12 protein-coding genes are annotated in these 16,565 nt (G+C 31.2%); 11 read left to right on the forward strand and 1 reads right to left on the reverse strand.

Annotated features, from left to right (window positions below; translation table 11 throughout):
- Positions 1-326 precede the first annotated feature (326 nt).
- A complete protein-coding gene (locus QZZ48_RS08610) occupies positions 327-605 on the reverse strand; it encodes a hypothetical protein (protein WP_294964413.1) in 279 nt (92 codons plus the stop codon).
- Positions 606-916: 311 nt separating this feature from the next.
- On the opposite strand from QZZ48_RS08610, the gene QZZ48_RS08615 reads away from it, so the two are divergent.
- The 11 genes from QZZ48_RS08615 to QZZ48_RS08665 all read left to right on the forward strand — a co-directional run bounded on the left by QZZ48_RS08615 (position 917) and on the right by QZZ48_RS08665 (position 16,423).
- Positions 917-1,726, forward strand: a complete 810-nt coding sequence (locus QZZ48_RS08615) for an FTR1 family protein (RefSeq protein WP_294964416.1) — start codon at positions 917-919, stop codon at positions 1,724-1,726.
- A complete protein-coding gene (locus QZZ48_RS08620; protein ID WP_294964419.1) occupies positions 1,716-3,113 on the forward strand; it encodes an FAD-dependent oxidoreductase in 1,398 nt (465 codons plus the stop codon). Before QZZ48_RS08615 ends, QZZ48_RS08620 begins: the two co-directional genes overlap by 11 nt.
- 13 nt (positions 3,114-3,126) lie before the next feature.
- Positions 3,127-3,690, forward strand: coding sequence for a hypothetical protein (locus QZZ48_RS08625; RefSeq protein WP_294964421.1), 564 nt, complete (start codon positions 3,127-3,129; stop codon positions 3,688-3,690).
- Positions 3,687-4,922: a hypothetical protein gene (locus QZZ48_RS08630; RefSeq protein WP_294964424.1), complete on the forward strand. Its 1,236-nt coding sequence runs from the start codon at positions 3,687-3,689 to the stop codon at positions 4,920-4,922. Before QZZ48_RS08625 ends, QZZ48_RS08630 begins: the two co-directional genes overlap by 4 nt.
- Positions 4,923-5,040: 118 nt before the next feature.
- Entirely contained in the window at positions 5,041-5,997 is a 957-nt protein-coding gene (locus QZZ48_RS08635; protein WP_294964426.1) for a transporter, read from the forward strand.
- Positions 5,998-6,016: 19 nt separating this feature from the next.
- Positions 6,017-7,003: an ABC transporter substrate-binding protein gene (locus QZZ48_RS08640; RefSeq protein WP_294964429.1), complete on the forward strand. Its 987-nt coding sequence runs from the start codon at positions 6,017-6,019 to the stop codon at positions 7,001-7,003.
- 210 nt (positions 7,004-7,213) lie between these two features.
- The gene (locus tag QZZ48_RS08645; RefSeq protein ID WP_294964431.1) at positions 7,214-9,232 is read left to right on the forward strand and encodes a hypothetical protein; all 2,019 of its coding nucleotides are present in this window, start codon (positions 7,214-7,216) and stop codon (positions 9,230-9,232) included.
- A gap of 127 nt (positions 9,233-9,359) precedes the next feature.
- The gene (locus QZZ48_RS08650; protein WP_294964434.1) at positions 9,360-10,412 is read left to right on the forward strand and encodes an NAD-dependent epimerase/dehydratase family protein; all 1,053 of its coding nucleotides are present in this window, start codon (positions 9,360-9,362) and stop codon (positions 10,410-10,412) included.
- 2 nt (positions 10,413-10,414) lie between these two features.
- Positions 10,415-13,768 (forward strand): multiheme c-type cytochrome, encoded by a 3,354-nt coding sequence (locus tag QZZ48_RS08655; protein WP_294964437.1) that lies wholly within the window; start codon positions 10,415-10,417, stop codon positions 13,766-13,768.
- A 71-nt stretch (positions 13,769-13,839) separates the two neighbouring features.
- The gene (locus QZZ48_RS08660) at positions 13,840-14,871 is read left to right on the forward strand and encodes an extracellular solute-binding protein (RefSeq protein ID WP_294964438.1); all 1,032 of its coding nucleotides are present in this window, start codon (positions 13,840-13,842) and stop codon (positions 14,869-14,871) included.
- Complete coding sequence (locus QZZ48_RS08665; RefSeq protein ID WP_294964441.1) at positions 14,864-16,423, forward strand: diguanylate cyclase; 1,560 nt, start codon at positions 14,864-14,866, stop codon at positions 16,421-16,423. Before QZZ48_RS08660 ends, QZZ48_RS08665 begins: the two co-directional genes overlap by 8 nt.
- The last annotated feature ends 142 nt before the right edge of the window (positions 16,424-16,565 follow it).

A 16,565-nucleotide genomic window follows, 5' to 3' on the forward strand; every position in this document is an offset into this window, starting at 1 on the left:
CTTCAAATACAGAAACTGAACTTAATGTTACTGCTGATTATGCTATTAATGATGAGTTGACTTTAGGTGCATTATATGTAAATGTAGGTGCACAAGATAGTGATGATAGTTACAATAAATATTCACTAACTGCTACTTACTCATTTTAAAAATAATTTATTCTTCTACCCTGCTCCCTTTGGGGGCATAAATTCTCCGAAATATACTTTAGTCTTAACTTGACACTCTTGTAATAAGTTAAAGTATATTTCAAAATAACAACAATCATAAATAACTTTCATTCCAATATTTAAATTGGAAATAAGAAAGATTAGTAAGTACTAATATTACTGTCTTTTTCTTTCAAAACACATACTACCGTCTGTTCCGATTTTATTATCCGTTGTATACTCAGAGATATAAAAAACTCTCCAGCCAGCCATTGTTTTAAGTACTTCATCCATTTCAGACTGGTCACGCATATCTAACTCAACACACTTTGTTTCCATATCAAAGCTATCAACTACTCTCATTTGAGCATGAACATTTGCACCAGAACAACCAGCAATCGATATAGCGGCAACAGCACCCATTAAACTAAGACTTAATATTTTAGATATTTTCATTAAATATCTCCTACTTTCATTTTGCGCTAAACTAATAGACACATCAAGAACCCATATTTGGTGTTCTTAATATGACTACTAGCAAAATGAAAGTAATATTTATTTAGATAAATGGAATTCTACTCTACTCATAATAAGAAGATACTGAAGTTTTAATTATTTAGTATTATTTTTAGTTTTTTTATTTCTACACTTTTCTTAAAAATACTATTTGTATACTCTTTTTGTAGCCATACTTTAAGAGCATTTTAAAGCATAATCGCTATAATGATAATAATTATTACTATTAAACAAACAAGGAAATTTATATAATGTTAGCAAGTTTTTTAATCACATTTAGAGAGGGTTTAGAAGCCTTTCTTATAGTCGGTATCATATTATCATACTTAAATCAGTTACAAGCAAGTAGATTCAACAAGTACATATACTTAGGCGTATTCTTCGGTATTATTATCTCTCTTTTTATAGCTTATATTTTTCAAGTTGTTTTATACGCTATAGATAATGAAAACTATCAACATTATCTTATGATAGGTATCTTACTTTTCGCAACTATAGTTCTCTCTTATATGGTTGTTTGGATGGCAAACCAGTCAAAGCAAATCAAGGGCGAAATAGAAGAAAATCTAAAAACTCTTGTAACTACTGGTAATATTACCGGAATGGTATTTTTAGCGTTTTTAGCAGTTTTAAGAGAGGGGTTTGAAACAGTACTATTTTTCTCATCTCTTAGCTTCAACGAAAGCTTTAGTTTTCAAGAAGGTATTATAGGTGCGACTAGTGGACTAGTTGTATCTTTAGTATTAGTTTATCTACTTATGAGAGGCGTGAAAAACATCCCAATAAAAGAGTTTTTCAAATATACTGGACTACTAATACTTATCATTGCAGGTGGACTTTTTGGAAGTGCTGTATCAATGATGCAAGCAGCAGAGTTAGTTCCAACATTTGTACCTATGGTTTATGATATTTCAAATATACTTGATGACAGAGGTCTAGTTGGTACTTTTTTAAGAGCACTATTTGGTTATAACTCATCTCCTACTCTCTTGCATCTAATGGCATGGTTCACATATATGATAAGTGCTCTGTTTTTATGGAAAAAAACATATGCAAAATAGTAGTGATGTACTTATAATAGGTGGTGGTGTTGCAGGTCTTATGGCAGGTATCGAGCTTGTTAAAAACGGCAAGAGTGTAATACTACTAGAAAAAGAGTCTGTTGTCGGTGGACAATGTAAAACTGAGGTTCTCTCAAATGGAGATGATGAGTTTAGATTTGATTATGGTGGACATAGATTTATTACAAACAATGAAGAACTTTTAGAGTTTGTAGAAAAGATGTTAGCTCAAGACCTTATAGTCTCACAAAGAAGCTCGGTGATACTACACCAAAACAAAGTATATGAGTATCCTCTAAACTTAAAGAATCTTTTAAAGGTAGCTCCTAAAAAGTTGCTTATTGGTGCAACTTTTGATACTCTAAAAATTATACTCAAACTAACAAGACCAGATAATTCTAACTTCAAAACTTGGATAAGTTCACGCTTTGGAAGGACACTTTACAATAACTTTTTTGGACCATATACCCATAAGCTTTGGGGAATCAAACCAGATAAATTAAGTGCTGACTGGGCTGGACAGAGGATTTCTCTTCTTGATCTAAAAGATGTAGCTAAAAAACTACTTTTTAAGAGTTCTAAAACAGCAAGAACATATGCTAAAAGCTATAGGTATCCCAAATACGGCTTTGGTCAACTTCCACTAAATATGGCAAAAGAATTTGAGAGACTTGGCGGTAAAATATTTACAAATTCTGAAGTTACAGACCTGACATATACATACAATAATATTCAATCTGTACACTCAGATGATAATACATTTGAAGCTAAAGAAATTATATCTACGATGCCTTTAAATGAGATGTCAGCTAAACTTGGGTTTGAGTCAGGGTTAAAATTTAGAAGTTTGAGATTTTTATGTATTGGACTTGATATTGAAGATTTTTCATCTCATACTTGGCAGTATGTTAGTGACTTTGACCTTTTACCAACTCGTATACAAGAGCCAAAAAGAAGGTCTTCATTTATGTCTCCAAAGGGCAAAAGCTCTATTATGTTAGAGATTCCTTGTAACAAAGATGATCACATCTGGCATATGGATGAAAGAGTACTTCTAGAAAAAGCATTAGTTGATTTAAAGAAGTTAAACTTTGATATCAAAGAAAATATTATAGATGTAATGTCATTTACTACTGAACATGCGTATACTCTTATGGATGTTGAGTACAATGATAAAAGAGATGCGACAATCGAACACCTCAACAGTTTTGAGAATCTCTCAATGGCAGGACGTCAGGGAACATATAGATATATATTTTTGGATACTGCAATGGAGACTGGACTTATGGCAGCAAAAAAGCTACTAGGTGAAAAAGACATTACAAAATCTAATATATTCAATCATAGGAATGAAAAAACTGTTATTGAAACTAAAAGCGTAATTTAAAAAAAGGAAAAATATGAAACTTATTTATAAACTAACACTACTACTGAGTCTTACTTTTAGCTCTTACTTATCTGCTTACTCTTATGCAGCTGCAGGGAAAGAGTTAACTATAGATGCCAAAGAACTTATTTTAAAACACATCAACGAAGATAATTTTAAATCAGCAGACAAAAGCTTTGAGAAGTACAAAGAAAACTATAAGTATCTTAACGATAATTTTATAGATGGTTTATATGATAGATTAAACATTGCTTTAGAAAATAAAGATAAAAAAGAAATTATTAGAAGTTTAGAACTTTCAATTGCAGCTGAAATTCTAAGAAGAATAGATGGTGGGCATAAAAATATTGAAAACTTTAACGTAGCGAAAGTAATGTTAGCAAAAGCAAATAAGTTTTATAAACTACTCTCGGTTAGTTTAGATAAAGATACAGATAAAAAACTAAAGTCAGCTATAAAAGCTTGTATGATAGCCATTGGAAACCCTGGACTTTTTGGAGTTGGAGCTAAAAAAGCAGATAAACAACTCTACATCACAAATGAAAAAGTAATTAAAGAAATTTTACAATCCTTATGAGTAATACAAAAGTATTAGTCTTACTTAGCAGTATTGCTTATGCTTTTGTAATCTTTTACTATCCTGCTTCATATTACAATGATGATTCTCTTTTTTTAGCAAATGGTATTTTAAACTTCTCTGTCATAGATTTTTCTCCTCATTTTCCAGGATACCCAACTATAGTTATACTTGGTAAGTTTATAAACTTCTTTGTAGATGATAGTAAATACTCCTTATTCATTTTGAGTGCAAGCGGTGGCATCTTACTTCCAGCTATGCTCTACTTCTATGTAAAAGAGTTAAAAGATGAAAGAGTGGCATCTTTTGTTTTTTTGCTTACAATAAGCTCAACATACCTTATGAATATATCTTTGAGTATGTTAAGCGAGAGTGTTGGTATATTCTTTTTCTTTTTAGCTCTTTATTCTTTAGAGATAAAAAAGTATAAACTCAGTGGAATTATTTTAGCTGTGGCATTTTTTGCAAGACCCTCATACTTCATACTTTATGTAGTTGGTTTACTCTACTTAATGCTCTTTAAAAAAGAATCTATCAAAGAAGTACTCATATCTTTTTTGCTTAGCTCTTTAGTCTTTCTTGCTTTCATCTTTGCTACACAGGGGATGCTTTATATCTATGAGGCTAAACGATTTATACTCGGTCACTTTAAGACTTGGGGAACAGGACAAAATACTCAGTTAAGTTGGTTCTCAAATATATTTAGATTAGAAAATCTTGCTTTTGCATTTTTAATACTAGTTCCAATAAAATTTGAAAAAAATCTAACACTAATATATATATTATTTATTTCCTATTTTGTCTGGTTACTATCTGCTCAAAACCCTGACAATATAAGACATATCATTCCTTTGGTTCTTTTTGCAAATATCTTTCTCGGATATATATTTGCTAAACATGTAGTTACTATTGTTTTAATCTTTTGTTTTAACATATATATAGTGCAATCCTATCAAGCCAAACTATCTCCAATAGATCAGATTGTAAAAACAATAACAGATAAAGAGACAAAAGTTTTAAGTAATAGAAGTATAGAAATTTTAAGAGAGAGTTTGGATAATAGAGTATTTGACAACTACTACATACATAGTTCAAAGTACTACAAGAAAAATTCTATGACTTACTTAATCACAACAGATAAACCAAAAGACGATAATTACAAAGAATTTTATGGAAGATTTCTTGGAGAACACACTTTTTACCTCATAAAACCCCTGCCTAAATCAAAATAAATATCTTTATTCCCTCTAGTTTTAACTTATTTCACCTCAACAATGATAATGATTGTCATTATAATAGTTGCTTAAGATAGTCTCTACTAAACTGTCACAAATTAAAAAAGGAAATAATTTGAATTATTTAAAAGTAGCTTGTACAGGGGCATTGTTAATAGGAAGTTTAACAATACTTAGTGCAGAAGAGAACAATGTACCAATAGGAAATGTATTGGGTAGTACTGGAAATGTTTTTCCAGAGGGAAAGAGTAGATTTGTGATTAAACACGTTTCTGTAATTAAAAACAATGCATATAATGGTGATGATGAAGTAGATGATTCTCTAGATAGAACAATGAGTGTAAATCAAACAAACTTTTTATATAGATATGGATTAGGTTATGGATTTGATATAAGAGTAATAGCTACTTATGTACAAAAAAGTTTAAATTTCACAAAAATGGGAACTGATATAGGCTTAGATAATAGTGGACTAGGAGACAGTAAAATTGTTTCAAGATACGAACTACTAAATCAAAAAAAAGGTGCTCCACTATTTTTAACAGTTGGTGCAGGTATAAAACTCCCTACAGGTTCTACTGATAAAACTTTTTCTACAGATTTAGGAGATATGGGACCAAGCTCTACTCAGACTATGCAATTAGGTTCTGGAAGTTATGACTTTATATCAGAAATAGGTGCAACTAAAATATTACCAAACTCAAGAGTAGATGCTCATATTATGTATACTAAAACCTCTGAAGGCGACAACGACTATCAATTTGGAGACACTCTGCAATGGAATCTTGGTTATTCATATGCTACGAGTAAAACTTTAGATCTACAGATAGAATTAGATGGTTTGCATACTGGTAAAAATCAATCCGGTGGAGTTGATGTAGATAATACTGGTGGAAATTTTGTATATATAACACCTGGTATTCATATAATCCCACGTAAAAAATATGACCTTAGCTTGGGTTATGCATATATGATACATAGAGATAATAACTATAACTATAACTCTACTTCAAACTCAGGTGGTGTAAGTGAAGACTACAAGTTTGTTGTAAGAGCTGGTTATAACTTCTAAAATGATACAAGGATATAAAATGATTAAAAGAATTACTCTCGTATTAATGCTACTTTTGAGCATAAGTGCACAAGCAAGTCAAAAGATGGAGAAGTTAATAATAGCAGGACCTTTTGCTTCTGTTTCTCATCCTATAATGCATATGATAGAGACAGGTGCTCTCAGTGATGTTGCAGATAAGGTTGAGTTTAAACTTTGGAAAAACCCAGATGAATTAAGAGCTTTAGTATTAAACAGTGAAGTTCCTTTTATTGCAGTACCCACAAATGCAGCAGCTATCCTTTACAATAAAGGAGTAGATATTAAACTTCTAAATGTCTCTGTTTGGGGTATTTTAGGAATAGTTTCAAGAGATAAAAGTTTAAAAACTATAGAAGATTTCAAAGGTAAAGAGTTAGCGATGCCATTTCGTGCAGATATGCCAGATATCGTATTTGAGCAACTTGTAAAAGCACAAGGAATGGATATTAAAAAAGATTTTAAACTTAAATATTTTTCTTCTCCTATAGATGCTATGAGAATGCTTTTAGCAAAAAGAATAGATCACGCACTTCTCATGGAGCCTGCAACTTCTATGGCATTTCGTAAGTCAAAATCATTTCCTCTAAAAGAAGGAATGACTCCTAGTTTATATAGAAGTGTGAACTTACAAGAAGCATGGGGTAAAACTTTTAAAGTTGAAGCTAAAATTCCACAAGCTGGAATGGCATTTTTAGGTAAAACTAAAGGTAAAGAGCATCTTATCAATAGATTTAATCAAGAGTATGCAAAATCTTTAAAGTGGTATAAATCTCATCCAAAAGAGGCAGCTAAACTTACAGTAAAGACTTTAAATATGTTAGGTCTTAAAGGTCTACAAGATTCTATCCCACATATCAATTTTGAGTTTGTAAATGCCCAAGACGCAAAAAAAGATGTAGAATTTTTCTTTGATGTTTTAAAACAAAATAATCCAAAAGTTGTAGGCGGAAAACTACCTAATGACGGATTTTACTATAAAAAGTAAGAAATATTTTGACAGAGTATAATCTTTACTCTGCCAAATAAATCAATCGTACAAAACACAACTTTGTTTACAACACACTACAAGTAAGCTCACCTTCAAAATAAGTCAACAAAATTCATCTATAAATTACTGATAATGAATATCATTTTAATAGATATTTAAGTTCTATTATTTTATAATCCTGATAATCAATTTCAATAAAGGATTTTTATGAATAAATATTTGAAGCTTTCAATAGCAGCTTCACTAATAGTTGCATCTTTACATGCTGATAAGCCATTTTCTAACACTAAGACAGAGGTACTCGACAAAAGATTTCAAACTGCAGGTTCTATGTTTGCATATACTGAATTTGAACTTTCAGGTGAGCCATTAGCTGAATCTCTAGGTCTTGACTTAGATACACTTGATCCAAATGCTATCAATCAACCAACAGAGTTTGACTACACTACAGGGATAGAGAGTTATGAGTATTCTGAAGAAGCTATGTATGCTCTTAACTACCAGTCTAAAATGGGACCACACTTAGTAAATGGTTTACTAAATGCTCAAAGAGGTGGAGATATGACATCACTTGCTAAAAGATTTGTTCATTTTGCAAAAGTTACTGGTAATGACCCTTCTATAATTCCACTTAACATGCACCCTACTGCTCTTCCTTATATTTCAGGTCTTCCAGAGTTTGCAACTAAACCAGATATGACAATTGTAAATAATGATGAAGTAGTTGTATTTAGACATGGTAAGGAAAAAACAATCAAAACTGCAATTCCTGCATACTTAAGAGACTATAAAAGTCTTGCATGGGTAGAGAGCGGTATGGATAAAACTTTTAATCCTGCAGCATTTGGTGGTGCACTCTTAAAAGATACTATGTGGGCTCAAGATTTCTTAGGCGGTATGCATGTAATAGAAAATGATGAAGAAGTTGAAGCTAGTAGTTCAACTATGGATCATGATGGTAAACACGCTCTTGGTGTATCTTCTGCAGATGGTGTAAATGGAGCTATATTAACTGAACTTGCTCATGAAAGAATTTTATACTTACAACAAAAGCTTGGCTTTAATGGTCAAAAACTTGGAGCAAAAATCACTCCTGCATATAATGCTAAGAAAAATCCTGTTTGGTTTGCACATAAAGTTGGCGTAACTGAAGGAAGTAAAAATTCTACTAAATCAGTTGCAGGACTTAAAGTAATTGAGAAACACTCTAGTCTTAGAGATACATGGGGTGTTTTATGGCCTATGTCTGAATTCTATGCATATAGTGACCAACGCTCAAACAACAAAAACCAAAACGCTGCATTTTTAAGTGTATTTGATGGTGATCCTTTTAAAGCTGCACCAAAAAGAAATAGAGATGCGAAAATCAACAATGATATTCAAGCAGATGATGCTTTCTCAGTTGCAAGTAACTTAACAAATATGCTTTTTGAGAATATCTCTACAATCCACTTTAACAAAAAAGCTGGAACATTTGTAGATAGATATGATGGAAAGCAAGGCGCAAAAATTACAACTTTTGATGCTGCATATTCTATGGAAGCTCTTAGAATTTTCCAAAGAGTAAGTGACGCACTTCCTGTTGGATATGGTTCAGGTGAAGGTTCTGCATCTTTAGATAGTGTAAAAGGTAAAAGAGCGATTAAACTTATAAAAGCTCAAGCAAACTTTTTAATTAAAAACTTAAAATCTAATGATGGTTTATACTATGACGGATATACTCTTAACAAAGGTCCTGTAAAAACTAAATCAATTGGTACTCAATTTGCAACTCTTAGAGGTCTAACTTCAGCATATCTTGCAACTCAGCAAAAGAAGTATAGAAAAGAAGCTCGTTCTTTAATGGTGTCTATTGAGAAAAATATGTATGACAAAGAAATTGGTACTTATGTAGATGATTCAAAAGAGTATACTCCATATGATATTGGTGCTGTAAGTGGTGGGTTAAGAGATGCGATTTCTCATCTTAAAAATGCTGGTAGTGAGAATGAGCCTGCACTAGAGCTTAAAAACTTAACAGACAGATTTACAAGATGGTTCCAACTAGTTGTAAATGGAAACTCAACTACTCAAGGGGCTCAACTTTCAGAGTGGTTACTTGACACTGGTGAATTTGTAGACGCTTCAATGCAAAAAGATTCAAACAGTGACAAGGACAACGTTCCTTCAGTAACTGCAAATAACACTGCTATGACAATGGCAGCAAAAGTTAAACTTTCAAAATAATATACAAAGTACTTCTACTATCACAGTAGAAGCACTTACATATTGATATTCATTTTCATTATTAAGTAACTTCTTAGCAACCTTCTTATATAATTGATATTAATTATTAACTACATAGAGGCAATCATTGAAAACTCCAATTTATAAAATTCTTGTTACAGGAAGTGCTGGCTTTATAGGCGCACATTTAGTTACTAAACTTATTAGTCTAGGACATAGTGTTGTAGGACTAGATAATGTTAATGACTACTACGACCAAGATTTAAAGTACGCAAGACTACTAGAGCACGGAATTTCAAAAGATATAGAATATAATATAATTACAAGTTCATCCAAATATAAAAATTATAAATTTATTAAGATAAACCTTGAAGACAAAATAAACTTACAAAAAATATTTGAGAATGAAAAGTTTGATGTAGTATGTAACTTAGCTGGACAAGCTGGAGTAAGACACAGTATTGAAAACCCATGTACATATATAGATAGTAATATTGTTGGTTTTATGAATATATTAGAAGCATGTAGAGAATTTAATATAAAGAACTTTCTATATGCTTCTAGTTCAAGTGTTTATGGACTTACAAATAAACTTACATTTTCAACTACAGATAAAACAGATACTCCTATTAGCATCTATGCAGCAACAAAAAAAGCCAATGAATTAATGACTCATACTTACTCGCATCTTTACAATATAAAAACCACAGGATTAAGATTTTTCTCTGTTTATGGTCCTTGGGCTAGACCAGATATGGCTCTGCACAAGTTTGTAAAAGCTGCTTTATCAAACGAAGCAATCTATATATATAACAATGCCAAGATGCTAAGAGATTTCACTTATATAGATGATGTGATAGAAATGATAATACTTTCAATAGATAAGCAATACCTAGATAAAGAATCTTATCCAAAAGCTCCATACAAAATCTTAAATATAGGAAACTCAAAGCCTGTAAAGTTGATGGATTTTGTTCTTGCTATTGAGTCGAAACTAGGTTTAACAATAGAAAAAAACTTTCTTCCTCTTCAAATGGGAGATGTTGTTGATACTTGCGCTGATATGAGCGAGAGTATAAAAGAATTAAATTATATGCCAAATACCTCTTTACAAGATGGAGTTGATAATTTTATTGACTGGTATATAGATTTTTACAAGATTAAAAAAGAAGCGAGATAGAAATGAAAATAGTTTATATAGAAGTGTCCATAGTCCTAATGTTTTTAACTGGAATTTTACAATGGATTTTTTTAGATTTAGAGTGGGAGTATTTTACATCTCTTCAAGCCATCCATATTATAAGTTCAATCCTTGTATCTGTGCTACTCATAATACCATTTGTAAATATGCACACATACAAATATAGAAAAAATATTGTTTCAAAAAGAAGAAACAGCGGAAATGGTATGTTACTAGGAATAGTTCTTTTACTAATAATTGCAAGTGGTTTTTACCTGTTTTTTATAGGAAATCGTGGAGGAGATGCTATAGGTAACACTTCTTACTTATTTCACTTATATGGTTCATTTGCACTACTTTTTTTCCTATGGTATCACTCTGTGTTTTCTAATGCAAATATTAGAAGAAGACAAAAGGCAAAAGCATTAAGAGAAAAAGCAGCCCTTGCATCTATAATTTTAGTAGCACTTTTTTATGCAACACCTTCAGATGCCAGTGTTAGTAGCTCAGCTCTATATCTAAGTAAAGATGCAAAATTCATCTACTCTGCAAACTTAGATGCTGGTAGTATCTCTAAAGTAGACAGTACAACTGGGGAGAAAGTTCTTGAGAAAACTTTAGGTAGTGATATTAGAAGAATAGCTTTTAATAGTGATGAATCTATATATGGTGTAACTGATTATATGAAAAATAAGGTTATCTTTTTAGATAAAGATAACGACGTTATAAAAGAGATTAAAACAAAAAATAAACCTCATGCTATTATTTATGATGCAAAAAATCACTACTTTTTTGTAAGTGTATTTGAAGATAATGAGCTTTTAGTCATTGATGATAAAAAACTAGAAATTATAAAGACTATTAAGACATTTAAAACTCCTAGAGGTTTAGCTCTTACAGATGATGGAAGACTACTTGTATCTCACTCTATGATAGGGATGGTAACTATTTATGACAGCAGATCTTTTGCAAGACTAAAGACTATTACACTTCATTCTACTCAAAATGATGATGAGTTTGTATCTCAAGGAAAACCAAGACTCTTAGATGATATTGAGATAAAACCTGATGGAAGTGAGGCATGGCTTCCCCATGTACTTTGGAACTTTGATCACCCTTTTCAGTTTCAATCAACTGTATTTCCAACTATATCTGTAATATCACTTGAAAAAGGTCTTGAAAAAGAGATAGATAAAAAAAGAAAGCAACTATTTAAATCAATAAATATACAAGATAATGCAAACAAAACTATGATTGTTTCAAACCCTTGGGATTTAGCATTTTCTGCTGATGGAGCTAAGGCATTTGTAACCTTAGCTGGTAGTGAAGATGTAATGATCTTAAATATTGGTAGGAGTATGGGAAATGCAAAGAAAAAAAGACATAGAAAAAGAGCAAAAAGAAGTGGTACAGGCGCTAAAGTAACTCAAATACTAAGAGCATATCCAAACTCAACTAATCCAAAAGCAATAATTACAAATCCAAAAAATAATAATATCTATGTTCAAAATGCTTCAAGACTAGATATGACTCTTTTAGATAGTGGTGGTTCTCATCCTTTTGCAAGAGTAACAATAAAAAAAGATCACTTTAGTGAACTAGTTCAAAGAGATCCTCTCTCAAAAGAGTTAAGAGCCGGTAAGACACTATTTAACAATGCTAATAGCAATACTCATCAAGAGACACCTATGGCAGGTGACTTCTGGATGAGTTGTAACTCTTGTCACTTTGAAGGTTTTAACTTTACAAATGGATTTTTATTTACTGATACAAAACTAGACAAGAGTAAAAGAGCGACTATTGGACATGATAATCTAAATGGCTTTATTTCAAAAACTCCATTAGCTGATTACTTGAGAATAGCAAGAGATACTCAGGGTGGAATGGGCGCAGATGCTAAGGCAAATCTAAAACTTGTAGATCCTACAAAGATGGATGTTCATGTAAAAGATATGATGAATAACTTACACACATATGTAAAAGCAAAAGAAAATCTAAGATACCTCTCAAACTGGATTAAACTTGAAGAAGATGTAGAAAAGTACCATGTTGAAGATTGGACAAACTCTGCTAAGTGTAAATCATGTCACTCAGAAATATTTGACCAATGGGCAGATTCAAATCATAAGAACTTAGTAGGAACAAACCCTTACTACACGCTTCTTGAAAATGTAGCAGCACAAGTTGAAGGAGAAGAGTTTAGAAAATGGTGTATGGGTTGTCACAGTCCAAGTGCTATCACTACCGGTCTCGCTTCAAAAACAACTGATACTATGGATAAACTTTTTGAAAGCGGTGCTAAAACTCTTATAAATGAGCTTAAGGTTCATGGAAATTCAAAATTAGAAGAAGGTATATCTTGTGTAGCTTGTCATAGGATTACAAAGATTGAAGATGCAGGTGGAAATGCAGCTTATACTCTAAATCTGACAGAGAGAAAAAAGTATGCTCTTGAAGATTCTAAGTTTGAAGTAGGACAATGGTTGAGTGAAAAGTTTATAAACTCTAAACCTCAAAAACATATAGATAGTTACATGAAACCTGTATATAAAGACTCTGTGTATTGTGCATCTTGTCATGATGAGTTTACTCCAGGTAAAGGTTCTAAAATTGTTTCTACATATAAAGAGTGGGAAAGTTCAAAATATAACAATCCTAATGATTCAAGTAAAAATAAATCTTGTATAGATTGTCATATGACATATATGAAAGATGATAAATTTGCTCCACTACAGGGACGCTCTACTGATGGTGGTAAGATTAAAAAAGATGTAAAAGTTCATTACTTCTCTGGATCAAACCATTTTCTCTCAGGACTAAAAAGTAAAGAACATGAAGACCAAACTCTACAACTATTAAGAACATCAGCAGAGCTTGATGTAGATGTTAAAGACGGAACTATTAAAGTCGGTGTAACAAATGTAGGAGCAGGACATCACCTACCAACAGGTGTTGCAGACTTTAGAGAGTTATGGCTTGATATAACAGTTAAAGACAGAGATGGCAAGGTTGTTTTTGAGAGCGGAAAACTTAAAGATGATGGTAATATTGGTGAAGATGCAAGACCATTTATGAAAGTTTTTGGTGACAAAGATGGTAAGTCTGTTGGTCTACTATTTTGGAAATATGAAAAACTTCTAAGTGATACAAGAATCCCTGCTGGGCAGAGGAGAGTTGAGACTTATACGATTTCTAATCCAAGTAAATTAATGTACCCATTATCAGCAGTTGTAAAACTTAACTTCAGAATTTATCCTCAGTGGGTTACAGATGCAGTTAAGAAGACATATCCACAACTTCCAAATCCACCAGTTGTTGAATTAGAGAAAATTGTAAAGAAATTCTCTAATCAATAACGATTATCAATTTAATATAAAACTAAGTCTCTTTTATGTATATTTACAAAAAATATAAAAGAGACTAAATAATGAAAAAACCCTTTTTCTGCACCCTAAAACTTACAATAATTTTAATAATTGCAAACTTCTCTTTTGCCACTTATATACTTGCAGATGATGAGTTTGTAAATATAGTAAGTGCTAGGCAGGAATACCTTATAAAACCAATATTTGAAGAATTTACTAAAGATACTGGGATAAAAGTAAACTATGAAATCTCTTTTGATTATACAAATAACGATACGCTTAGTAGCATTAGACAAGCAGGAGAAGATAATCCAATAGATGCATATCTAGTATCAGATGCAAGTGATTTATATAAACTTCAACAAAATGCCCTTTTGCAACCTATTCGTTCTAAAATTTTACAAAGAAATATTCCATCACATTTAAAAGATCCATCAAAACAGTGGTTTGGTCTCTCAATGAGAGTACGCTCTATTGTTTATCATACATCAAGAGTTGATCCATCTAAACTTATTGACTACACAAGTATAGGAGATGAGAGATGGTTTAATAAACTAAGTCTTAGAACATCTCAAAAAATATACAACAAGTCTATGGTAGCCATAATGATTGCACACTATGGATATGACAAAACAAAAGAGATAGTAGCTTCTTGGGTTAAAAACTTTAGCCTTAAACCAATGAGCAATGATATAGAAGTAATAAATGCTATCGTAGATGCAAAGGCAGATATTGGAATTGTGAATAGTTACTACCTTGCAAAGATGATAAAAGAAAATCCATCTCTTCCAGTGAAGATGCACTTTATAGGTGATGAGAAAGGCAGAGTCCATATCAATATCTCTGGTATGGGTGTAGCAAGATATGCAAAAAGAAAAGATAATGCCATTAAATTAATAGAGTGGCTTAGTTCTAAAAAAGGACAAAGATTATTTTCAAACATAGATATGGAATATCCTGTAAATAAAAGAGTAAAACCACATAGAATTCTTCAAAGTTGGGGTAAATTTAAACAGATGAAGATAAATGTGAAAAAAGCTGGAGAACTTAGAGAGTTAGCTATTAAACTAATGAAAGAAGTAGAGTATGAATAGTTTAAAAAAACTTTTAAATACTGATAGTTTCAAAGGAAGACTAAGATTATTTATACTAAATCTTTTACTATTTGTTGTTCTTGTAATTTCAATATTTTTAATCATAATGACAAAATCACAACTAAATGAAACTTTTAAAAATGAGCTAAACGCCATTGTTAAGATGCAAAATAAGGCAGTTGAAAAATGGTTAAATGAAAGAGAGTTAGATATAAAGTTTTTAGCTTCTAGTGTAAACGATAAAAATGTTGCATTATTTTTTGAATCATTTATTCTAAACCAGAGTGAGTTTTACTCTTTAGCTTATGTAGATAAAAATGGTTCAACGATTGTAGATAGTACCTTTTCAACTAAACATAACTACAAAGATGAAATATTTTTCAAAGAAGCTATTGAAGGATTTGACACAATTAGTAAGGTTAGTATCTCTAAAGATGAGAAGATGCCAATCATATACTTCTCTTCACCTATATATGATGAATATGACAGGGTAAGTCATGTGATACTCGGAGCTGTAAGACTAAGTAGTATACAGAGCATTGTAGAAGATTTTAGGTTCTCTAAAACTGGTGAAACATTCATTATAAATGAAAAGAGTCAACTTTTAACAAAAAGAAAATTTGACAAAGATAACTCTATTTTAAAAATAGTAGATAAAAAAAATATCACAAATGGATTTTACAAAAGTTATTCAAATCAAGATGTTTTTGGAGCAACACAAAAAGTACTATTTGATAGATGGACTATAGTTGCACAGATTTCTACCGATGAAATGTACAAAGTATTTAAAGAGTTTGTGATTTATATTTTTGTATTTGTTGTTTTGCTTTTAATGATTCTAGTTCCTCTTATTTTAGCATTTTCAAATAAGATTGAAAAACCTTTAAAATTTTTACTACATAGTTCTAAAAAAATTGAAGGTGGAGATTATGGGTATGAGATAAGTTCTGATGACATAGCTCACTCAACTTGTGAGATAAGAGAACTTACTCACTCATTTAACTCTATGTCAAGTAGATTAAATGGTGTAATTGGAGAACTCAAAATAAGTTCAACAATAGACATATTATCACAGTTATACAACAGAAGAGAGCTTTTAAAAAAGTCTAGCGAGCTATTTAATCAAAGCATTAAAGCAAAAGAGAATTTTGCTGTATTGATGATAGATATAGATTTTTTTAAAGTTATAAATGATACATATGGACACCAAGTAGGAGATATTGCTATAACGATGGTTGCCAATACAATAAAAAGTTCAATTAACAATTCTGATATTGCTGGAAGATATGGAGGTGAAGAGTTTTTAGTCACAATATTAAACAGAGATTACACAGTAGTAGAGAGTATTTTTCAGAGGATAAGAGAAAATGTACAAAAACTTATTATTTTAAATGATGAAGATAGTATTTCATGCACATGTAGCATTGGAGTCTTTTTCACCTCAGAGAATGACAAGCAACTAAGTTTAGAAAAGTCGATAGAATATGCTGATCAAGCTTTATATGAAGCAAAACATACAGGCAGAAATAAGGTAGTTACAAAAACTCTATAGATATTATTATGCAAGAATAATTCTATGGAGTTAAATCATTTTTATATCGCCAATTCTAAAATCAAGTGCAATTTTTTGAAAGTAAGTTGAAAGATAGGATTAATCGATAATCTGCTAATCTTATTCGACCAAAAACAAAGAA

This window comes from Sulfurimonas sp., assembly GCF_016744025.1.
Taxonomy (GTDB): Bacteria; Campylobacterota; Campylobacteria; order Campylobacterales; family Sulfurimonadaceae; genus Sulfurimonas.

Excerpts from the sequence above, each read along its gene's own strand:
- QZZ48_RS08660 (WP_294964438.1), top strand. The coding sequence starts at position 13,840 with ATGAAAAAACCCTTTTTCTGCACCCTAAAACTTACAATAATTTTAATA.
- QZZ48_RS08630 (WP_294964424.1), top strand. The coding sequence starts at position 3,687 with ATGAGTAATACAAAAGTATTAGTCTTACTTAGCAGTATTGCTTATGCT.
- QZZ48_RS08645 (WP_294964431.1), top strand. The coding sequence starts at position 7,214 with ATGAATAAATATTTGAAGCTTTCAATAGCAGCTTCACTAATAGTTGCA.
- QZZ48_RS08610 (WP_294964413.1), bottom strand. The coding sequence starts at position 605 with ATGAAAATATCTAAAATATTAAGTCTTAGTTTAATGGGTGCTGTTGCC.
- QZZ48_RS08655 (WP_294964437.1), top strand. The coding sequence starts at position 10,415 with ATGAAAATAGTTTATATAGAAGTGTCCATAGTCCTAATGTTTTTAACT.
- QZZ48_RS08665 (WP_294964441.1), top strand. The coding sequence starts at position 14,864 with ATGAATAGTTTAAAAAAACTTTTAAATACTGATAGTTTCAAAGGAAGA.
- QZZ48_RS08640 (WP_294964429.1), top strand. The coding sequence starts at position 6,017 with ATGATTAAAAGAATTACTCTCGTATTAATGCTACTTTTGAGCATAAGT.
- QZZ48_RS08615 (WP_294964416.1), top strand. The coding sequence starts at position 917 with ATGTTAGCAAGTTTTTTAATCACATTTAGAGAGGGTTTAGAAGCCTTT.
- QZZ48_RS08620 (WP_294964419.1), top strand. The coding sequence starts at position 1,716 with ATGCAAAATAGTAGTGATGTACTTATAATAGGTGGTGGTGTTGCAGGT.
- QZZ48_RS08625 (WP_294964421.1), top strand. The coding sequence starts at position 3,127 with ATGAAACTTATTTATAAACTAACACTACTACTGAGTCTTACTTTTAGC.